Origin of the sequence: Longilinea arvoryzae, from assembly GCF_001050235.1 — a bacterium.
Classification (GTDB): Bacteria; Chloroflexota; Anaerolineae; order Anaerolineales; family Anaerolineaceae; genus Longilinea; species Longilinea arvoryzae.
Genome location: NZ_DF967972.1, coordinates 3737920 through 3755443, shown reverse-complemented (window position 1 = coordinate 3755443; position 17524 = coordinate 3737920). Strand labels below are relative to the sequence as shown.

The window sequence follows — 17524 nt, the reverse complement described above, 5'->3', positions numbered from 1 at the left end:
GAGTCCTCCGATTATTTCTATTGTGCCATAGAAGAGGTCACATTTTCAAGTGAGTTTATTCCATGCCGTGTGTAAGGTATTTGCCTGACAATTCAACTCCGGAAGAAACCGGCGGACACTATTCGTAGCGCAGCGCTTCGACGGGTTCCAGCCCCGCAGCGCGGTTGGCCGGATAAAGGCCGAAGAAGAGGCCGACGGCTGTCGAAAAGAGGGTTGCCAGCAAAATGGAACCCAGCCCAACCTGGGGGGTGAAAGGTGTTCCGCTGGCGGCTGCGATCCGTCCAACGATGAAGGCGATCAAATACCCCAGGCCGATGCCCACCAGGCCGCCGGCCAGGCTCAGCAGGGATGATTCAGTCAGAAACTGGATCAGAATATCGCGCCGGCGGGCACCGATGGCTTTGCGCAGGCCAATTTCACGGGTGCGTTCGGTCACCGAGACCAGCATGATGTTCATGATGCCAATTCCACCCACCAGCAGCGAGATCGCCGCCACGCCGCCCAGGAAGATCGTCAGCACGTTGGTGATCGTCTTGGCGGTGGTAACGAAATCCTGCTGGCTGAAAACTGTAAAATCATCCTCCCCAAGCTGGGTGCGGTGGCGCTGGCGCAGGATCTCCGATATCTCATCGCTGGCCTGTTGGACCGTATCCGGGCTGGTGGCCTGGACATAGATGACGTCCACCCGGTCGCGGTTGGTGCGACGGATGAGACGAGCCGTGGCAGTGGTCATGGGCGTTAACAATACATTGTCCTGGCTGCCGAAGGTGCTGCCGCCCTTGGATTGCAACACGCCGATCACCCGGAAGGGCTGCCCTTCGACGCGAATGGTCTCGCCGACAATACCATCGTGCCGGCTGAAGAGTTTATCGGCCAGGTCGGGACCTAAAACAGTCACTGACGCGCGGGCCAGCATGTCATCTTCGTTGATGAAATCGCCTTCGGTCAGTTCGTAATTGCGCACTGTTTGATAATCGGGAGTGATGCCCATGATACTGGTATTGGTCGTCTCACCGGAGAAGCTTACTTCGGCATTCCCCTGGATGACCGGCGCGACCGCCGCGACCGAGGGAGCCTGAAATGGATCGGCAATCGCATCGGCGTCTTCCAGGGTCAGAGGTTGCTGGTTGCGGACATTCCCCTGCGTATTGCCGGAGAAGACAAACAACAAGTTCGAGCCAATACCGCTGATCGAACCGGTGATGGTGTTTTGCGCGCCGGCGCCCACCGCCAACATGGCGATAACGGCCGCGACACCGATGATGATGCCCAGCATGGTGAGGCCCGAGCGCATCTTATTGGCGCTCAGGCTTTCGACGGCCTCGTGAATTGCCTGCAAGAAGTTCATGACGCCGCCTCCGGTTCGAGCACTTTGCCGTCCTTGATGCGGATGGTGCGTTGGGTCTGGGCGGCGATGGCGGGATCGTGTGTGACGATCACCACCGTCGTGCCACGCTCTTTGTTGAGGGTCAGGATCAATTCCATGATTTCTTTGCCGGAGTGCGAATCCAGATTGCCGGTGGGTTCGTCCGCCAGCAGCATGGCCGGATCGTTCACCAGGGCGCGCGCAATGGCGACGCGCTGCTGCTGCCCACCCGAAAGCTCGGTCGGCCGGTGATGAATGCGATTGGCCAGGCCGACTGCCACCAGCGCCTGCCGGGCGCGATCGGTGCGGCCCTGGGTAACGCCTCCGTAGCGCAGCGGCAGTTCGACGTTGGCCAGTGCGGTCGTTCGCGATAGAAGATTGAAGCTCTGGAAAACAAAACCGATTTTCCGGTTGCGCACGGTCGCCAGCTGATCATCATTCAGGCTGGAAACCAGCTCGCCATCCAGATAATATTCGCCGCTGGTTGGCCGGTCCAGGCAGCCGAGACAGTTCATCATGGTCGATTTGCCCGAACCGGATGGCCCGGTGATGGCGACCACCTCACCGCGGCGAATTTCCAGGGAGGCGCCGTTCAACGCGTTCACCTCCATTTCGCCCATGCGGTAGGTCTTGGTAAGGTTGATCGCGCGAATGACGACCTCGTTGTCGCTCATTGTCCCCTCATAAAACCACCACCAGACATGTTGTTCAGGAACGAACTGGGTGGGTTGAGAATGACTGTATCGCCTTCCTTGATATCTCCGGAGGCAATTTCGCTGTTGGTGTCGGCGGTGGCGCCCAGTGTGATTTTGACCGCCTGCGGCTTGCCGTTGACAAGTTTATAGACGACGCGCTCGCCGTTCAAAAGGCGCACGGCGCGGTTGGGGACCGTGATGACATCATTGAGTTGTTTCACAATGACGTTGACGGCCGCGGTCATGCCAGGTCGAACCGCCTCATCGGCATTGGTAAGCTCGATGGTGACATTAAAATTCACCGCGCCGGCCACATCGGTGCCCACCCGGCCCACCTGGGTCACTTTGCCGGTGTATTCCTGGTTGGGGATGCCATCGAACGTCAGGCGGGCTTCCTGGCCGACCTGGATGCTGTTGATGTCGATTTCAGGGACCTGAACGTCGACGAGCAGATGGCTGAGATCATCGATGCGCACGGCCATGCTGCCCATGCTGACCTCATCGCCAACCATGGAGTTCAATTCGGTGATCGTTCCGGCAAATGGAGCTTCCAGGCGCGCCAGGTCGATGGTCGCCTGGAGGGCTGCCACATGCGCTTCGGCTGCCCGGACTTCGTCTGGATCAGCGCCGTCCTTATAGCGGTCGTAGGCGCGTTGAGCGTCTGCCACCTGAGCTTCGGCCAATTTGACCTGCGCATCGGCTTTGGTCACTTCCTCGGTATCCGGCAGCCCGACCAGCCAGTTCAGGTTGGCCAGCGCGTGGTCGCGATCGCGTTTGGCGCCGGCCAGCAGTGTGAGCGCGTTGGCGCGGCCGAGATCGTTATCGGGCTTGCTGGAGAACAGGTTGTAGAAATCCTGCGCTTTTTTCACCTTATCTTCCGCCAGGTAATAACTGGCGCGCGCGGCTTCGATGGTGTCGGAAGAGGCCCGCCCATATTGTTTGCTGGTTCGATTTTTCTGAGCATCTTCGAGCGCGGTCTTCGCGTTCAATAATGCCATTTCAGCCTGCGAGGCGGCCACGTTGGAATTTTTCAGATCTTCAAGGTTGCGCTGCGCCGTGACCAGATCCGCTTCGGCCAGGATGACATTTTGCGGCAGCGAGCCCTTGGACAGGGATACCAGCACCTGACCCTGCTTGACCTTCTCATCCAGTTTGACCTTGATGGATTCGACCTGCCCGCTGGTTTGCCAGGCCAGCACGGCACTCTGATTGGCGCGCACGGTGCCGGTGGCGCCGACGATGGCGGTCAGGCTGCCGCGTTCGACGACTGCCGTCTGGTAATTTTGCGAAGCGGCTGCCTGGGCATTGCGATAGCTACGGTAGAAGAGAAGAGCCCCGACCAGCACAACCGCGATAATGACGAGGGTAATGACGGTTTTGCGTTTCATTCCGTTAATTCCTTTTCCAACTGTTTTTCATTCGAATGCGGTAATTCGTGATTCCAGGGATAGAGTACATTCACCCGGGCCAGCACCACGGTACCCAGGCCGAAAAGCACATAGATCACCATGAACAGGCCCCCGATGGCTGGCAGGATGGTGAACGGATACAGCACGAGGACGGCCATCAGAAGATGAATCGCCGGCGAGCTCTCCGGCCAGCCGGCCAGAGCGGCCAGCCAGGCGCCAATGCGCAGCTCGAGCGCCACCATACCGACCACACTGGCGAGTAAGACCAGCGCGAGAACGACCATGGCAAAGGGGAAGGTGCCGCTGCCCACGGCGGAACTGAGAACAATGAAGAACACCAGCAAGCCGGTGAACAATCCCAATAAAGCCGCCCGGATCACACCCCCGCGTCTGGCGGGTGCGCCGCCGATGGAACGCAGCGTGCGCGGCAAGAGAAAATAGATCACCAGGCTGGTCAGGAAAAAGCTGAGCATGCCCGCCAGATTGGTCACCAGAACGGGTGTGCCGGCCCAGTGCTCGCGCATGAGGGTTGGCAGGTACGAACCTTGCGGAAGCTCCACCCAGCGCTGCCATTTGAACAGCGCCGAGGCAGCCAGAATGGCCAGGTCCGCCGCGAACCATAAGAAGGCAAGCCATCGTTTTTGTTTCATCATCACCTCAAAGAACGCGATACCATCCCACTGATGCCCAGCAGTGCACCGGCGGCCAACGCCAGTATTCCGACCCAGGCGGTCAGCCCAAGGGAGTTGTTGAGCGCCGCCTGAACGCTGCTGCTGCCGTGGGTGTAGGCTGCCAGCGCCGTGCCGGCATCGAACAGACTCGCATACAGCACGTTCAAGAACCCCGGACCGGAAGCGCCGGATTGAATCTGGGCACTCAGGGTAAGCAGCGCCGGCCCGCCCAGCCAGAGGCCCACAACAAGCAGCGTCAGGCTGGCAGCGACGTGCAGGCGTTGCTGATGCTGGCGGCGGCGCTTGAAATTGGCGCACGCGCGACCGGCCAGCCCGCCCGGCAGATCGGTCTGCGGCAGGGATTTGAGCAGACGGTCGAGATCATCCATTCTCATTCTCCATCGATTGGCGCAGCAGCGTTTTCGCCCGGTGCAGGTGAACGCGCACGGTGTTGACGGGCAATTTCAGCGCGCTGGCGATTTCTTCATAGCTCATATCCGCCTGGTAACGCAGCACAATCACTGCGCGATAGGCCGGTGTCAGTTGCTGCAGCGCACGGGCGAGCTGTTCGCGGTCCTGCAACGCCAGCAATTGGCCCTCAGGTGATGGCGCATCCTGTGCAATCTGGTCGGCGGACTCATCCAGCCCGGTGTCGTCCAGCCAGCGTTGCGTCCGCCACGAATCGCGCAACTGGTTGACCGCGATGGTCACCAGATATGGAAAAAGCGGCCGGTCGTCATGATAATGAGCCAAATTGCGCCAGACCCGCCAAAAAGTCTCCTGCAGCACCGCTTCGGCTTCGCCGTCATCCTGGCACAGCCGCCGGATGGTACGAAAAAGGCGTGGGGAATTGGCCTCGATCAATTCCTCGAAAGCCAAATCATCTCCCCACTGGGCCCGGTGGATCAGTTCCTGTTCGGCGGCGAGGCTTAACGACATAGGTCTACCTGTTACACGAAGCCGCGGCGAAAAAGTTACATCCTGTTGAAAAAGTCATCAAAAAGGACAGCCTGGATAACCCTATCATATCATTTCCGTGCGGGTTACCGGTAAAGAGGCATAAGGTATAATCACCTTCGCATGAAAATCTTCCTGCGTTACTTCGATTCGGTCCTTCTGGCAGGCGTGCTGTGCATCCTGACGTTGGCCAACAGCGTGTATATGCCGGCGGATTTTACCGAACGTGTGCGCAGTTTCACGCGCGGCATCGAGTTCGATTATACAAGTTGGGAATGGAACGCGATTTTCCTAAAACTCGAACAGAGCGCGCTCGGCGCGCAGCGTTACCTTTCGGTCGCCGATCAATCCCGCACGGTGCAGGATTGCATGTCGTTAATCTCCGAGCTGGACGATACCCAAAGTCAAATCGAAAAGATCTACGCCGATCCCACAGTAACGGACCCGAAAAAGACTGCCCACGATCTGGTCATCCAACAAACCGAGCTGCAGGCTCGCCGCCGGAAACTCGAACCCATCTGCGAATCGATCCTCCAGGAAGAAGCCAGTCAGGCGTTGGCCGAAATGGGATTGACGCTTGGCGGCCAAACCCTGCCACCGCTGCTGTATCACGTTTCTCCCCTGCCTTTGGCCCTGATTATTTCGCCCCGCAACACCATCCATCAGGATGCCCTCATTTCACTGCTGCCGGATTTGACGCTGGAACAGATCACGGAGCTCGAAAAACGTGTGGAACAGAACCTCGGTGTTTCAGCGCTGGTCACCGAAATTGGCGGGATGGGCACCTACCCTCCGATGGTGCAATCCACCTCCGACCTGGCCTGGGTGAGCGATACGATCATCCACGAATGGACCCATAATTTTTTGGATTTCCGCCCGTTGGGTTGGAATTATTCGACGACCTCCGAGCTGCGTACGATGAATGAAACGACGGCTTCGATCGTCGGCGGCGAGGTGGGGCGGCTGGTCATGCGTGAATATTATCCCGATCAGGTTCCACAACTGGATTTTGTCGAAAAAATTTCACCGCCGGCCTGGATGCGATCCAGTTCTGTGACTCAGACTTTTGATTACCGCGCCGAAATGCACACCACGCGGGTCAGGGTGGATGAACTGCTGGCTGAAGGGAAGATCGATGAAGCCGAACAATACATGGAACTGCGGCGGCGTTTCTTCTGGGATCACGGCTACCAGATCCGGCGTTTGAATCAGGCCTATTTTGCCTTCCACGGGGCTTACGCCGATGCGCCGGTGGGGGCTTTTGGTCGCGATCCGGTTGGCCCGGCGGTGAACCAACTGCGCGCCGAATCATCGACCCTGGCCGATTTTCTCAACCGGATATCCTGGCTGACGTCCTTCGGTAAATTGCAAAGTCTGGTGAAAAGCACGCCAAACTCGAATTAGAGATCGGCGCCCCCCGGGCCGCCGCCGGAATCACTGCCCAGATCGGGCAATTCCCGTTCGATATCATCCGGGCTTTGCCCGGATTCAAGGCGCGAGACGACTTCGTCGAATTCACCGCCCATGTCTTCACCGACTTCATGGCTCATTTCGCGCATCATCTTCCCCAGCGCGCGTGGATTATCATCGATGGCGGCCAGGTTGGCCGGGTCAGCCAGATTGGAAAGCCGGTTTTCATCCGACCGCCCAACGCGAACCCTGCCGATGCGCCGTTCCACGTGGCTGCTCTGGCAGTGCGGGCAGGTGACGGGTTTCGTCCCATATTCAGAAAACTTCATAAAGAGCTCGAAGCGCCTGCGGCAATCGAGACAACGATATTCATAAGTCGGCATGCACAATCCTCCGATATTTGTTCGTCCCTAAATCAATTATAATCATGCTACTGTTAGAAATTTGTAGATTTTCGAAAGATGGAGCCGGCGCTTTTCACTTATGGAATCAAACGCGAGCAAGGCGACCCTGGATTTCAACCTGCAAAAACCGCAACCGCTTTTTATCGTAATCTCCGGGCTGTCCGGGGTCGGGAAGGATGCCGTGATCGAGGAACTGCTCAAGCGCGGTATGCCCCTGCATAAAGTGGTCACTGCCACCACGCGCGCGCCGCGAGTCAACGAACGCGATGGAGTGGATTATCATTTTCTGACCAAAGAACGTTTTCAGGAAATGATTCAAAACAACGAACTCATTGAATGCGCCCTGGTGTACAACGATTACAAGGGCGTTCCACGCCGGCAGATTCAGGATGCCATGGCCAGCGGCCTGGATGTGATCATGCGGGTGGACGTGCAGGGTGCGCGCAAGTTCCGTGAATTGATCCCGGAAGCGCTGCTCATCTTCATCACGCCGGCCAACGAGCAGGACTGGCGCGAGATGCTGCTGGGGCGCCGGACCGATACGCCCGAGCAGATCGAACGCCGCATCACGGCCGCGCCGGGGGAGCTGGCCCTGCTGCCAATTTTCGACTATATCGTCACCAACAAGCGCTGCTGCCTGGGCGAGACGGTGGATAAGATCATTTCGATCATCACCAGCGAGCATATGCGCAATCCGCACCGGAAGGTCAATTTATGAACAACCCTTATTCGGGAACAAGCGAAGGCCCGGTCAACCCCCCGCCTCAACCCATCGTTCGCTGGCGTTTACCGGCTCAAAAACCGTACGTGACTTATTTCTTGATCGGATCCTGCGTCCTGGTTTATCTGGCCCAGGTGATCGCCAAAGCGCTCACCGGATATGATATTCCGGCGCTGTACGGCATGAAAATCAATGAATATATCGTGGCCGGACAGTACTGGCGGCTGATTACACCCATGTGGCTGCATGGATCGGTGGCGCATATCTTCTTCAATATGTACGCGCTGTTTGCCATCGGGCGTGGGCTCGAGCAACAATACGGCCACCTGCGCTACACAATCCTGTACATGGTCAGCGGTTTTGCCGGGAACGTGATGTCGTTCTTACTCACGGCAAACCCCTCCCTGGGCGCTTCCACGGCCATTTTCGGCCTGGTCGCGGCCGAAGGAATTTTCATCTATCAGAACCGCAAGTTGTTTCGCAATGCCAGGGCCATGCTGGCGAACACGATCGTCATTGTGGTGATCAACCTCGCCATGGGGTTGATGGGCAGCGTCGATAACAACGGCCACCTGGGCGGGCTGATGGGCGGCCTCCTCCTGGCGTGGTTCGGCGGTCCGCTCTGGAAAGTGACCGAGATCCCGGGTGGGTTCGAACTGGTGGACCAGCGCGACAGCAACCTGACGATCCTGGTCGGAGCGGCAGTGACGCTGCTCTTCGGGGTCATGGCGTTTCTGATCAAATAAGCGAACCTTCTGGTATGTTCCTTCAAATATTACGCGATAATCCGCTGCTGCTGCTCTTTCTGGTGGCAGCCATCGGTTACCCGCTGGGCCGGTTGAAGGTCGGCGGCGCCAGCCTGGGCGTAGCCGCGGTGCTGTTCGTCGGCCTGGCATTCGGCGCGCTGGATCCCGATCTGAAACTGCCCGAGGTCGTGTACAACCTGGGACTGGTGCTTTTTGTATACACGATCGGCTTGAGCAGCGGTTCGATATTTTTCGGTTCGCTGCGCCGGCAGGGCATGAAGACCAACCTGCTGGTGGCGGGTATGCTGGCGCTGGCCGGCGGACTCGTCGCCGCCGCAAAGGTGATTTTTCAAATCAAAACACCCCTGGCCGCCGGTATGTTCGCCGGCAGCCTGACCAATACGCCGGCGCTGGCCGGCGTTCTGGAGCATGTGCGCGCGACCGCGCCGGCTGCCCTGGTCGATCAGATGACCGCCGAGCCGGTGATCGCCTATTCGCTGACCTACCCGATGGGCGTCCTGGGCATGATCCTGGTGATCTACCTGCTGCAGCGGTTATGGAGGATCGATTATCACGCCGAAATGGAGCGGGCGCATGAATTCGGCGTGGATCTTGAACCGCTGGACAGTTGCACGGTGCGCGTGCAGGCCGATCAACAGGCTTCCATCGCAGAACTGGTTTCTGGCAACGATTGGGATGTCATATTTGGCCGCCTGAAACATGCCGGACAGGTGCATCTGGTGAACGGCCAGGACCACCTGGCGGTGGGCGACCTGATCAGTATGGTGGGACGGCGCGACGAATTGGAACGGGTGGCGGCGGTACTGGGCCAACCGGCGGCAGAGCGGCTCGAATTCGATATGCGCGTTTTCGACCGGCGGCGGGTCTTTGTTTCCGATCCGGAGGTGGCCGGCCGCAAACTGCGTGATTTGCACCTGGGTGAACGCTTCGGCGCCATCGTCAGCCGGGTGCGGCACGGCGATCTGGAGATTCTGCCGCACGGTGATACCCTGCTGGCGCTGGGAGATCAGGTGCGCATCCTGGCGCCGCACAACCAGTTGACGCCGGTGGCGAATTTCTTCGGGGATTCCTACCGGGCTGTCAGTGAGATCGATGTGTTGGCCTTCGGACTCGGGGTGGCGCTCGGATTGCTGGTAGGCATGATTCCCATTCCACTGCCCGGGGGCGTGACCCTGCGCCTGGGACTGGCCGGCGGAACGCTGGTGGTTGGGCTGGCGCTGGGCGCGCTGGGACGCACCGGCCCGATTATGTGGGAAATTCCCTACAGCGCCAACTTGACCCTACGCCAGGTGGGCCTGGTCCTGTTCCTGGCCGGCGTGGGTACGCGCGCCGGTTACGCTTTTTTTTCGACCCTGCGACAGGGCGACGGTTGGCTGGTTTTGGGAGCCGGCGCGGCAATCACCTGCATCACCGGGCTGGCAACCCTGTGGATGGGGCACAAGGTGCTGCGCATTCCGATGAGCCTGATGGTGGGCGTGCTGGCGGGGCTGCAAACCCAACCGGCTGTGCTGGGTTTCGGCCTGGAACAAAGCGGGAATGAACTCCCCAATATCGGTTACGCCACCGTTTATCCGGTGGCCATGATCGTGAAGATCCTGCTGGCGCAGGTGCTGTTGATCCTTTTTCTGTAACCGGGTCATGTGACCCTCACAGTCTCCCAGGCCCAAAGACACCCCGCGAATGTGAAGGCGGGGCGTTTTGTCAGGCAGCCTGTTTCGTTACACTAAGTAACGAATAAGGAGATATTTATGATAAACAATATTATTGATACGATCCCACCCCGGGTGGAAGAGGTATCCCCTGATCCACAACCAACCGCGCCAGCAACTCCGGCGCTGCCAACGATGAAGGAGCTTGCGCCGCTCCTGGCACCTTACCAGCGCGCCGACACCCGCAAGGCCGTCTGGCAACTGGTCAATACCCTGGTGCCTTTCTATGCCCTGATGTACGCAATGTATCGCAGCCTGGAATTCTCTTATTGGCTCACCCTGGGCCTGGCGATTCCAACGGCCGGTTTACTGGTGCGTCTGTTCATTTTCTTTCACGACTGCGGGCATAACTCGTTTTTGCCCTCCCGCCAGGCGAATAAAATCGTCGGGTTTCTGCTGGGCGTGCTGGTCTGGACGCCGAGTGAGCATTGGTGGCACGCGCATGCCATCCATCATGCCACCAGCGGCAACCTGGATAAACGCGGTATTGGCGATGTGACCACGCTGACCGTGAAAGAATACCGCGCCCTGCCGCTGATTCAGCGCATCGGCTACCGGCTTTTCCGGTTCCCGCTCATCATGTTCGGCCTGGGACCGGTTTTCACCTTTTTCATCCTGCACCGTTTCCCCATACCCAGATTTGGTCGTAAAGAAAACATGAACGTACTATGGGCTGACCTGGCCATCGTGGCGGTCGGAGCGGTCAGCAGTCTCCTGTTGGGTGGCTTTTGGAATTACGCCAGAATCTTTTTACCCGTGTTGTGGATCGCGGGCATGGGCGGCATCTGGATGTTTTACATCCAGCACCAGTTCGCAGGCGCCTACTGGGCGCGAGATGACCAGTGGAATTATGTCGCTTCGGCGCTGTTGGGTGCATCCTATTACAAATTACCCCGGGTTCTGCAATGGCTCTCCGGCAACATCGGCTTCCACCAGGTTCACCATCTCAGCCCGCGCATCCCCAATTACAACCTGGAGGCTTGCTACCGCGAGAATCCCCTGATCCAAAAATATTCGCAGGTCATCCGTTTCCGGGACGGGTTTCAAACCGTACGCCTGGCTTTGATCGATGAGGGTAACCGCAACCGGATGCTCAGCTTTCACGATATGCTCTAACGCATAAAAATAGAAGCAAATGGGGCGGCAATCCATCGACTGCTGCCCCGGTCATTTACATCACAGGCTGCGAATTAATCGGCGGCTGGTTGGGAGGCGACCTTCTCACTGGCCGGCTGCAGCCCCAGGTTCGCGTTTTGGATACGGTCCCTGGCCTGTTCTTCGATCTTCAGGATGGTGGGGATCATCAACCCCACCACGCCCATAAAGACAGTCAACCCGCCGGCCAGTATATACCAGGAGCGTACACCCAGGTACTCGCCAATGGGGGCTGAGATGGCCATGCCCAGGGGCGACATGAGCCCGGCCAGGCTGGTGATGAGGGTGAACATGCGTCCCTGCATTTCAGGCGCAATGGAGGTTTGGAAGATGGCAAACAACGGTCCGTTGGCCAGCGACAGCATCACACCGGTGATGGCCAGGCCGACCAGCGCCAGCACATACAGATTGGCTGGCGCCAACCCGACCAGAAGAATCCCTGCTCCAACGCCAATCACTCCCAATAGACTGGTGATGATGCGACGTTTGAAACCGCCCCAAACGCTGAGCAGCAGTCCACCGGCCAGCAGTCCAATTCCCTGAACGGATTCCAACCAGCCGAGTTGAAACGCGCCACCCTTGAAGTGGTCGGTGACCAGCAGCGGAAGGAAAGCGCCGGTGGGGGAGAGGAAGAAATTGATCATACAGGCCAGCAGCATGACTCCCAGTAATCCGGGCCAGGCAACCAGATAACGGATGCCCTCCTTCACGTCGCGCAGCACCTGTCTCGGAGTGACGGTGGCTTCGCTGTCCGAGCGTACTGGCTGCGGAATATGCGCCAGCGCCAGGGGCAGGATGGCAATGGCGGCGGTGACAATGTCGATCATGAGCACGGCGAACATGGGCAGCGCCATCAGCAGCAAGGCGCCCAGCGGCGGCGCTGCAATGCGCAGCAGGCCCTGCAACGCCTGGTTGGCGCCAGAGACGCGGGCGAGATGCTTCTCGGGCACCATCAGGCTTACCGACGCCTGCATGGCCGGCCAATGGAAGGATCCGCCCAGCGAACGCAGGAACAGCGCCACGTAGACATGCCAGATTTCGACATGACCGGTGGCGAAGAGTAAGACCAACCCCAGCGTCACCAATGCAACGCTGCCATCGGCGATGATCATCACCCGGCGGCGGTTCCAGCGGTCCACCAACGCGCCGGCAAATGGCCCCAGGAAGACTTCGGGCAGCATGGCGACCATCGATGCCGTCGCCAGCACGGCCGCCGAGCCGGTTTTTTGCGTCATCCACCACACCAGTGCGAACTGCACCAGCGCGCTTCCAAACAGGGAGAAGGCCTGCCCGATCCAGATGGGGGCAAACAACTTCAGCCAGCCCTTTGATTCTTTTGAAGTTTGAGGAATTTCTGTGTTCGTCATCGGATTAAAACCAAAGCCATCCAAACCGGGAGATCACTTCCACAGCCGCGTCCAGTCTGGCTACGGGAGCCCGGGGGCTATTATCCTTTCGATCGATTGTGTGCTTGACTTGATCGGCTGACCGGCAGCCGGAATGATCCGGGAAGGTTATTCGATAAAGACTTCGACGTGCTCGCCGTCTTCAATATCCGTCACGTCGACGATCTGGCCGACCTCGCCGGAATTGATGAAGGCCATTAACTCGTTCACGTCCAGGCCTTCGACCTCGGGCGAAAACTTCATACCCATCTTCACACCCGCCGAGACCATGTTCAGCGGCAGGCGCACATTGACGCGGGTTTTGCCGGTGTTGGTGTCTGTGACCTGAACGCGAAACCACTTTCCGGGCCGGCTGGGTATCGACGCCGATGCGGGCGTCTTGGGCGCGCTGGGGGAAGGAATTTCTTCGAGGGCTTCGAGAATCTGCGCCGCCTCGGTCGCGGAGATCTTGCCTTCCTGAAGCATTTTTAAAACACGCAGGCGTTCTTCTGTCTGTACCATGGTTATGCCTTCCTGTCAGCAGGATTGGGCTCAACGCTATCGGCGGTCTTGACGCCGCGAAGCTGTTGTTGAGCCTCTTCCGAGGTAATTTTGCCCTGGGCAAGGTCGTCCAGAATGCGCATCCGGTCTTCCGCGCTCAGGCGCGTCACCGCAGGCTGCGGTTCTTCCCGCCCGGGATCAAAACCCAGCGCGCGGATGACTTCGTTGAGCCGGTTGCGCAACGTCGGATAGGAGAGGCTGAGCTCTTCTTCCATGCGGTTGAAGCGCCCTTCGCAGCGGATGAACGTGAGCGCAAATTGCATCTGTTCGGTGGTGAGGTTGGCAAAGGGATTGCGACCCTGGCTGAAATGGCCTTCGATGGTCGTATCGCATTGCGGGCAGTAGAGGCGGGTCACGGCCAGTTCGTTGCCGCAGATCGGGCATTTTGTCAAAATTGAATTCATGCGTTCTCCATTCTGGTCAAACGATCAGCAGCCGGAACCTGGGGGAACGAGCCGGGGTGAATGAGCCCAGGCCCTTCCGGGAAGCTTTTTCGTCTTTCGCTGTCATTCTAGCACGAATTCCAGAAATGTCAATATATAAATTCAATATTATTCAACTATTTTGCAAATTATTGAATAATATTAATGTTTGACTTCAATATTTATTGGTCGGACTTATCCCGCTCTGAAAATACAAACCAGTTCCCTTTCCGGTGCAGTGAGTCCTCGGGCGCGCGGTCGTAATAGATATCGAAGATCCGCCCATCCTGGACCCGAACGCGAAAGAAGAATCGTCCGACGCCCCACGAACCCGCGCGCGAGGCATGCTGAAGATGAGCCGGGATCATGTTGCGCGACATACGGCCACGCCGGCGAAAATCCTGCCATTCAGCCAGCATTTCGATGATCCGAAGATCCTCGCCGCGCCAGCAAAACCCCTGAGGGCAGTCGGGTTTCTTCTCCAGCAAAGGCGGCTGGTCGTAGCGCACTTCGATAGGCTCATCGATAAAATGCAATGGATGATCGTTCATGGTTTCATTGTAGAATTTTTTTCGGATTTTGAAAACCCGGAGAATCCAGACCCAGACAAAATTCCGTGTCTGACCGGGATGAGCGCGTTTCAGTTGTGATATACTTTTAGACAAGTGATGTAATCCTTCATTTTCTGATGCCAATTACGATGGATGGGTCGTATGAAAACATTGCTTTTGATGCGCCATGCGAAATCGAGTTGGAAACATCCCGAGGTCAAAGACCACGAACGCGGCCTGAATAAACGCGGGAAGAAAGATGCGCCGCGGATGAGCAAACTATTGGTCGACAATGAGCTGGTGCCGCAACGGATTCTGACCTCCACCGCCGAAAGGTCGCGCGAGACGGTCGCTGCGGTCATCGAAACGACAGGTTTTAGTGGCGAGGTATCCTTTCTTGATTCGTTGTATATGGCAGAACCGGAAATTTATCTGGAATTATTGTCCTTGATGCCGGATGATCTGGAACGCATCCTCATCATTGGGCATAATCCCGGGTTGGAAGGATTACTGCAGATCCTCAGCGGGCGCGTCGAATCTCTACCCACCGCAGCCATAGCCTACCTTTCGCTTCCGATCCACAGTTGGAAAGATATCCGGGCCCATGAAGATCCCGGTGAATTGATTGCCCTCTGGACACCGCGTGAATTGAAGGAAGAAAAAGAAACCAAACCGGCCAAGGAAGACAAAACTGCTAAACCGGCAAAGGAAGAGAAGGTAGTCAAGGAAGGCAAAGAGAAGAACGGCAAGGGCTCGAAAGGAAAGAACACGGGTTCGAAAAAATAATCCGGATTCGACAGGATGAATAAAGCTTAAATCCATTCGTTCGGAATCCGAATAGAAGGGGAATTGAAAAGTCGTATGGAGAACATTCATCGCGAACAATTCGATGAAAAAGTGCTGAAATCCAGCATCCCGGTGATGGTGGAATTCGGCGCGGTATGGTGCGGGCCGTGCAAACGCATGGAACCGGAATTGGAGAAATTGGCGCAGTTATGGAAAGATCGCGTGCGCCTGGTTCATATGGACATCGACGAGAGCAGCGATCTGGCGGTCAGCATGAATGTGATGAGCGTTCCAACGATCATCCTGTTCGTCAACGGGGAAGCCAAACAACGCGCCATGGGATATCAGCCCATGGATCGCCTGGTGCAGAAATTCGAAGCTTACCTTTGATCCATCGAAAATCGAGGTTGAATAGAGGCCTCGATTTTTGTTTTAACATTCGAGAACGAAGAAGAATAGCCACAGAGGACACAGAGTTCTCAGAGAGGAATGTTCGAAGGAAGAGAAACGATCGATAAGATATGAAATGGATGATGTTTTACTTAACCCTCTCAATTTTCTTATCTTCCTCTTCCTCTGAGCTCTCTGTGATCTCTGTGGCACGTATTTCCCATCTGCTCCTGGAAGGAAATGTGGAATGATGGCGGCTCAAAAGAAACCCTTTGGCCTGTGGCAAAGCCCGTTCTCCGCGGAAGCGCGCGCCGGGCGCATCCGTTTGCAGGACGTGCGCTGGGACAGACAGACCGGCGATCTAGTCTGGCTGGAACGCGGCCCGGCCGGGACGCAATTGATGATCCTGCCGGCCGGCGGAGAGAGACGAATCTTGAGCGCCGTATTTGAAATCGGCGGCGGGGTTGGCTACGGCGGGGGCGACTTCGATGTGCAGGCTGGAACGGTGATCTTCGTCGGGGAGGGGCGGCAGCTTTTCCGGTTGGATACGGCCAGCGGGGATGCGCGGTCGATCACACCCCCGCTGGGTGCGGTGGCCTCCCCGGCGCTATCACCGGATGGCCGGTGGGTGGTATTCATTGCCAGCGACGGCGAAATGGACGCGCTTTACCGGGTCGATGCGCAGGGCAAGCAGGCGCCTGACCGGCTGGCCTGGGGCGCGGATTTTTACATGGACCCGGTCTGGCATCCCGCGGGCGACCGTCTGGCCTGGGTCGAGTGGAATCATCCGGACATGCCATGGGATGGCTCGAGAGTCGTCCTGGCCGAGCTGGCCGGTGAACCGCCCAGGATCGTCCGATCCAGTGTGGTGGCCGGCGGCAGCGACGCGCCGGCCGGGCAGCCGGCCTTTTCACCGGACGGGCGCTGGTTGAGCTGCCTGACGAATCGCGGCGAATGGGACCAACTGGTGCTGGTGGATCTTTCGCGCGGTGAGCGCCGCGAACTGGTATCGGGAGATGGGGTTGCATTGGTCCCGCCCGCCTGGGTGCAGGGACTCCGCTCCTATGGCTGGTACGGCGACAGCCGGCGTCTGGCCTATTTGCGAAACCAATCCGGCATCCATTCCTTGAATATTGTCGATTTGAGCGGGAACAGTCAGGCCGTGAACCTGGATGGATATACCTGGGCCGCGCAGTTGAGCGTCTGCCTTCAGGAAGATAAGATTGCGCTGGTTGCCTCCGGTTCCGCGTACCCCGCCCGGCTGGTGGGCATTGATTCAAACGGATTACAGGTCCTGACGGGCGGCGCCGATTCGATTCAAACCGATTATTTCGCGCCTGCCCGGCCGTTGGATTGGATTGGTATGGATGGCGGCGTGGTTCACGGGCTGTATTACCCGCCGACCAACCCGGATTTCACCTGGGAAGGGCTGCCCCCGGCCATTATCCGCGTCCACAGCGGCCCGACCCTGCAGGCCGTGGCGGAATTCAACGAGGAGGCGCAATATTTCACCTCGCGCGGTTTTGGGTGGCTGGAGGTCAACTATCGCGGCAGCACGGGCTATGGGCGGTCCTACCAGCGTGCGCTTAACGGCCGCTGGGGTGAGCTGGACGTGCTGGACACAATTTCAGCCGGAGACGGATTGGCGGCGGCAAACCTGGCGGACGGAAACCGGCTGGCGCTGTATGGTTCCAGCGCCGGCGGATATACCGTGTTGAATACCCTAATCCGTTATCCGGGCCGGTTTCACGCGGCGATCGACGCCTATGGGGTCAGCAACCTGTTCAAACTGGACGAGGACACCCACAAATTCGAGCGTTATTCAAATGCGCGCCTGATCGGTCCGCGACCGCAGGCCGATTCGAAATATTACGATTGGTCGCCCGAGTTTCACGCCGACGCCATTCGAGACCCGCTGGCCATTTTCCAGGGGGATGCAGATCGGGTGGTGCCGAAGAGCCAATCGGAGGCAATCGTCGCTGCCTTGCGGCGCAACGACGTGCCGCACCTGTACCGTCTGTATGCGGGCGAGGGGCATCGCTTCCGCAAGCGTGAAACCCGGCTGGATTTCATTTTGAGCATGGAGCGGTTCCTGATTGAACAATTATCCCTGGCAGGTTAAGGTTTCTCGGAACATCATCCCGAGGCCAGTGGAGGGCATTGGA

At 58.0% G+C, this 17524-nt stretch carries 19 protein-coding genes; 8 read left to right on the top strand and 11 right to left on the bottom strand.

What is annotated here, in order from left to right; genetic code table 11:
* Window positions 1-118: 118 nt before the first annotated feature.
* The 6 genes from LARV_RS16880 to LARV_RS16855 are packed head-to-tail and all read right to left on the bottom strand — an operon-like array spanning window position 119 to window position 5080.
* Window positions 119-1348 carry an ABC transporter permease gene (locus tag LARV_RS16880; RefSeq protein ID WP_075074739.1) on the bottom strand — a complete coding sequence of 410 codons (1230 nt, stop codon included), beginning with the start codon at window positions 1346-1348 and terminating at the stop codon, window positions 119-121.
* Complete coding sequence (locus tag LARV_RS16875) at window positions 1345-2040, bottom strand: ABC transporter ATP-binding protein (RefSeq protein ID WP_075074738.1); 696 nt, start codon at window positions 2038-2040, stop codon at window positions 1345-1347. The genes LARV_RS16880 and LARV_RS16875 overlap by 4 nt, the downstream gene beginning before the upstream one ends.
* The gene (locus tag LARV_RS16870) at window positions 2037-3449 is read right to left on the bottom strand and encodes an efflux RND transporter periplasmic adaptor subunit (RefSeq protein ID WP_075074737.1); all 1413 of its coding nucleotides are present in this window, start codon (window positions 3447-3449) and stop codon (window positions 2037-2039) included. The genes LARV_RS16875 and LARV_RS16870 overlap by 4 nt, the downstream gene beginning before the upstream one ends.
* Window positions 3446-4120, bottom strand: a complete 675-nt coding sequence (locus LARV_RS16865) for a hypothetical protein (protein ID WP_075074736.1) — start codon at window positions 4118-4120, stop codon at window positions 3446-3448. The genes LARV_RS16870 and LARV_RS16865 overlap by 4 nt, the downstream gene beginning before the upstream one ends.
* A gap of 2 nt (window positions 4121-4122) precedes the next feature.
* Window positions 4123-4530, bottom strand: a complete 408-nt coding sequence (locus tag LARV_RS16860; protein WP_075074735.1) for a hypothetical protein — start codon at window positions 4528-4530, stop codon at window positions 4123-4125.
* Window positions 4523-5080 (bottom strand): RNA polymerase sigma factor, encoded by a 558-nt coding sequence (locus tag LARV_RS16855; RefSeq protein WP_075074734.1) that lies wholly within the window; start codon window positions 5078-5080, stop codon window positions 4523-4525. The genes LARV_RS16860 and LARV_RS16855 overlap by 8 nt, the downstream gene beginning before the upstream one ends.
* Window positions 5081-5221: 141 nt before the next feature.
* Here LARV_RS16855 and LARV_RS16850 point away from each other — a divergent pair, with 141 nt between their 5' ends.
* On the top strand, window positions 5222-6502 hold the full coding sequence (locus LARV_RS16850; protein ID WP_075074733.1) for a hypothetical protein: 1281 nt from the start codon (window positions 5222-5224) through the stop codon (window positions 6500-6502).
* Here the strand turns inward: LARV_RS16850 and LARV_RS16845 are convergent.
* On the bottom strand, window positions 6499-6891 hold the full coding sequence (locus LARV_RS16845) for an FmdB family zinc ribbon protein (RefSeq protein ID WP_075074732.1): 393 nt from the start codon (window positions 6889-6891) through the stop codon (window positions 6499-6501). The genes LARV_RS16850 and LARV_RS16845 overlap by 4 nt on opposite strands.
* A gap of 100 nt (window positions 6892-6991) precedes the next feature.
* On the opposite strand from LARV_RS16845, the gene gmk reads away from it, so the two are divergent.
* From gmk to LARV_RS16825, 4 genes are all read left to right on the top strand, one after another.
* Window positions 6992-7630 carry a guanylate kinase gene (gene gmk, locus LARV_RS16840; RefSeq protein WP_075074731.1) on the top strand — a complete coding sequence of 213 codons (639 nt, stop codon included), beginning with the start codon at window positions 6992-6994 and terminating at the stop codon, window positions 7628-7630.
* A complete protein-coding gene (locus tag LARV_RS16835) occupies window positions 7627-8379 on the top strand; it encodes a rhomboid family intramembrane serine protease (protein ID WP_075074730.1) in 753 nt (250 codons plus the stop codon). The genes gmk and LARV_RS16835 overlap by 4 nt, the downstream gene beginning before the upstream one ends.
* 14 nt (window positions 8380-8393) lie before the next feature.
* The gene (locus tag LARV_RS16830; RefSeq protein WP_075074729.1) at window positions 8394-10031 is read left to right on the top strand and encodes an aspartate:alanine exchanger family transporter; all 1638 of its coding nucleotides are present in this window, start codon (window positions 8394-8396) and stop codon (window positions 10029-10031) included.
* Window positions 10032-10148: 117 nt separating this feature from the next.
* Window positions 10149-11225, top strand: coding sequence for a fatty acid desaturase (locus LARV_RS16825; protein WP_083522655.1), 1077 nt, complete (start codon window positions 10149-10151; stop codon window positions 11223-11225).
* 74 nt (window positions 11226-11299) lie between these two features.
* Here LARV_RS16825 and LARV_RS16820 read toward each other — a convergent pair whose 3' ends face one another.
* The 4 genes from LARV_RS16820 to LARV_RS16805 form a co-directional block, all read right to left on the bottom strand.
* Entirely contained in the window at window positions 11300-12631 is a 1332-nt protein-coding gene (locus tag LARV_RS16820) for an MFS transporter (RefSeq protein ID WP_075074728.1), read from the bottom strand.
* Between the two features lie 147 nt (window positions 12632-12778).
* A complete protein-coding gene (locus LARV_RS16815) occupies window positions 12779-13171 on the bottom strand; it encodes an SHOCT-like domain-containing protein (RefSeq protein WP_075074727.1) in 393 nt (130 codons plus the stop codon).
* Window positions 13172-13173: 2 nt separating this feature from the next.
* A complete protein-coding gene (locus LARV_RS16810) occupies window positions 13174-13614 on the bottom strand; it encodes a DUF2089 domain-containing protein (RefSeq protein WP_075074726.1) in 441 nt (146 codons plus the stop codon).
* 200 nt (window positions 13615-13814) lie between these two features.
* Window positions 13815-14183: a DUF6504 family protein gene (locus LARV_RS16805; protein ID WP_152031835.1), complete on the bottom strand. Its 369-nt coding sequence runs from the start codon at window positions 14181-14183 to the stop codon at window positions 13815-13817.
* 162 nt (window positions 14184-14345) lie between these two features.
* Between LARV_RS16805 and LARV_RS16800 the strand changes: the two genes are divergently transcribed.
* From LARV_RS16800 to LARV_RS16790, 3 genes are all read left to right on the top strand, one after another.
* Window positions 14346-14969, top strand: a complete 624-nt coding sequence (locus LARV_RS16800) for a SixA phosphatase family protein (protein WP_075074724.1) — start codon at window positions 14346-14348, stop codon at window positions 14967-14969.
* A 75-nt stretch (window positions 14970-15044) separates the two neighbouring features.
* Window positions 15045-15359, top strand: a complete 315-nt coding sequence (locus LARV_RS16795; protein WP_075074723.1) for a thioredoxin family protein — start codon at window positions 15045-15047, stop codon at window positions 15357-15359.
* Between the two features lie 247 nt (window positions 15360-15606).
* Window positions 15607-17481, top strand: coding sequence for a S9 family peptidase (locus LARV_RS16790; RefSeq protein ID WP_075074722.1), 1875 nt, complete (start codon window positions 15607-15609; stop codon window positions 17479-17481).
* Window positions 17482-17524: the final 43 nt, after the last annotated feature.

Bases quoted from the DNA above. Each gene is read 5' to 3' on its own strand.
- LARV_RS16850 (WP_075074733.1), top strand. From the start codon at position 5,222: ATGAAAATCTTCCTGCGTTACTTCGATTCGGTCCTTCTGGCAGGCGTG.
- LARV_RS16830 (WP_075074729.1), top strand. From the start codon at position 8,394: ATGTTCCTTCAAATATTACGCGATAATCCGCTGCTGCTGCTCTTTCTG.
- LARV_RS16875 (WP_075074738.1), bottom strand. From the start codon at position 2,040: ATGAGCGACAACGAGGTCGTCATTCGCGCGATCAACCTTACCAAGACC.
- LARV_RS16870 (WP_075074737.1), bottom strand. From the start codon at position 3,449: ATGAAACGCAAAACCGTCATTACCCTCGTCATTATCGCGGTTGTGCTG.
- LARV_RS16790 (WP_075074722.1), top strand. From the start codon at position 15,607: ATGATGGCGGCTCAAAAGAAACCCTTTGGCCTGTGGCAAAGCCCGTTC.
- LARV_RS16800 (WP_075074724.1), top strand. From the start codon at position 14,346: ATGAAAACATTGCTTTTGATGCGCCATGCGAAATCGAGTTGGAAACAT.
- LARV_RS16825 (WP_083522655.1), top strand. From the start codon at position 10,149: ATGATAAACAATATTATTGATACGATCCCACCCCGGGTGGAAGAGGTA.
- LARV_RS16805 (WP_152031835.1), bottom strand. From the start codon at position 14,183: ATGAACGATCATCCATTGCATTTTATCGATGAGCCTATCGAAGTGCGC.
- LARV_RS16845 (WP_075074732.1), bottom strand. From the start codon at position 6,891: ATGCCGACTTATGAATATCGTTGTCTCGATTGCCGCAGGCGCTTCGAG.
- LARV_RS16880 (WP_075074739.1), bottom strand. From the start codon at position 1,348: ATGAACTTCTTGCAGGCAATTCACGAGGCCGTCGAAAGCCTGAGCGCC.
- LARV_RS16820 (WP_075074728.1), bottom strand. From the start codon at position 12,631: ATGACGAACACAGAAATTCCTCAAACTTCAAAAGAATCAAAGGGCTGG.
- LARV_RS16860 (WP_075074735.1), bottom strand. From the start codon at position 4,530: ATGGATGATCTCGACCGTCTGCTCAAATCCCTGCCGCAGACCGATCTG.
- LARV_RS16795 (WP_075074723.1), top strand. From the start codon at position 15,045: ATGGAGAACATTCATCGCGAACAATTCGATGAAAAAGTGCTGAAATCC.
- gmk (WP_075074731.1), top strand. From the start codon at position 6,992: ATGGAATCAAACGCGAGCAAGGCGACCCTGGATTTCAACCTGCAAAAA.
- LARV_RS16855 (WP_075074734.1), bottom strand. From the start codon at position 5,080: ATGTCGTTAAGCCTCGCCGCCGAACAGGAACTGATCCACCGGGCCCAG.
- LARV_RS16810 (WP_075074726.1), bottom strand. From the start codon at position 13,614: ATGAATTCAATTTTGACAAAATGCCCGATCTGCGGCAACGAACTGGCC.
- LARV_RS16835 (WP_075074730.1), top strand. From the start codon at position 7,627: ATGAACAACCCTTATTCGGGAACAAGCGAAGGCCCGGTCAACCCCCCG.
- LARV_RS16815 (WP_075074727.1), bottom strand. From the start codon at position 13,171: ATGGTACAGACAGAAGAACGCCTGCGTGTTTTAAAAATGCTTCAGGAA.
- LARV_RS16865 (WP_075074736.1), bottom strand. From the start codon at position 4,120: ATGAAACAAAAACGATGGCTTGCCTTCTTATGGTTCGCGGCGGACCTG.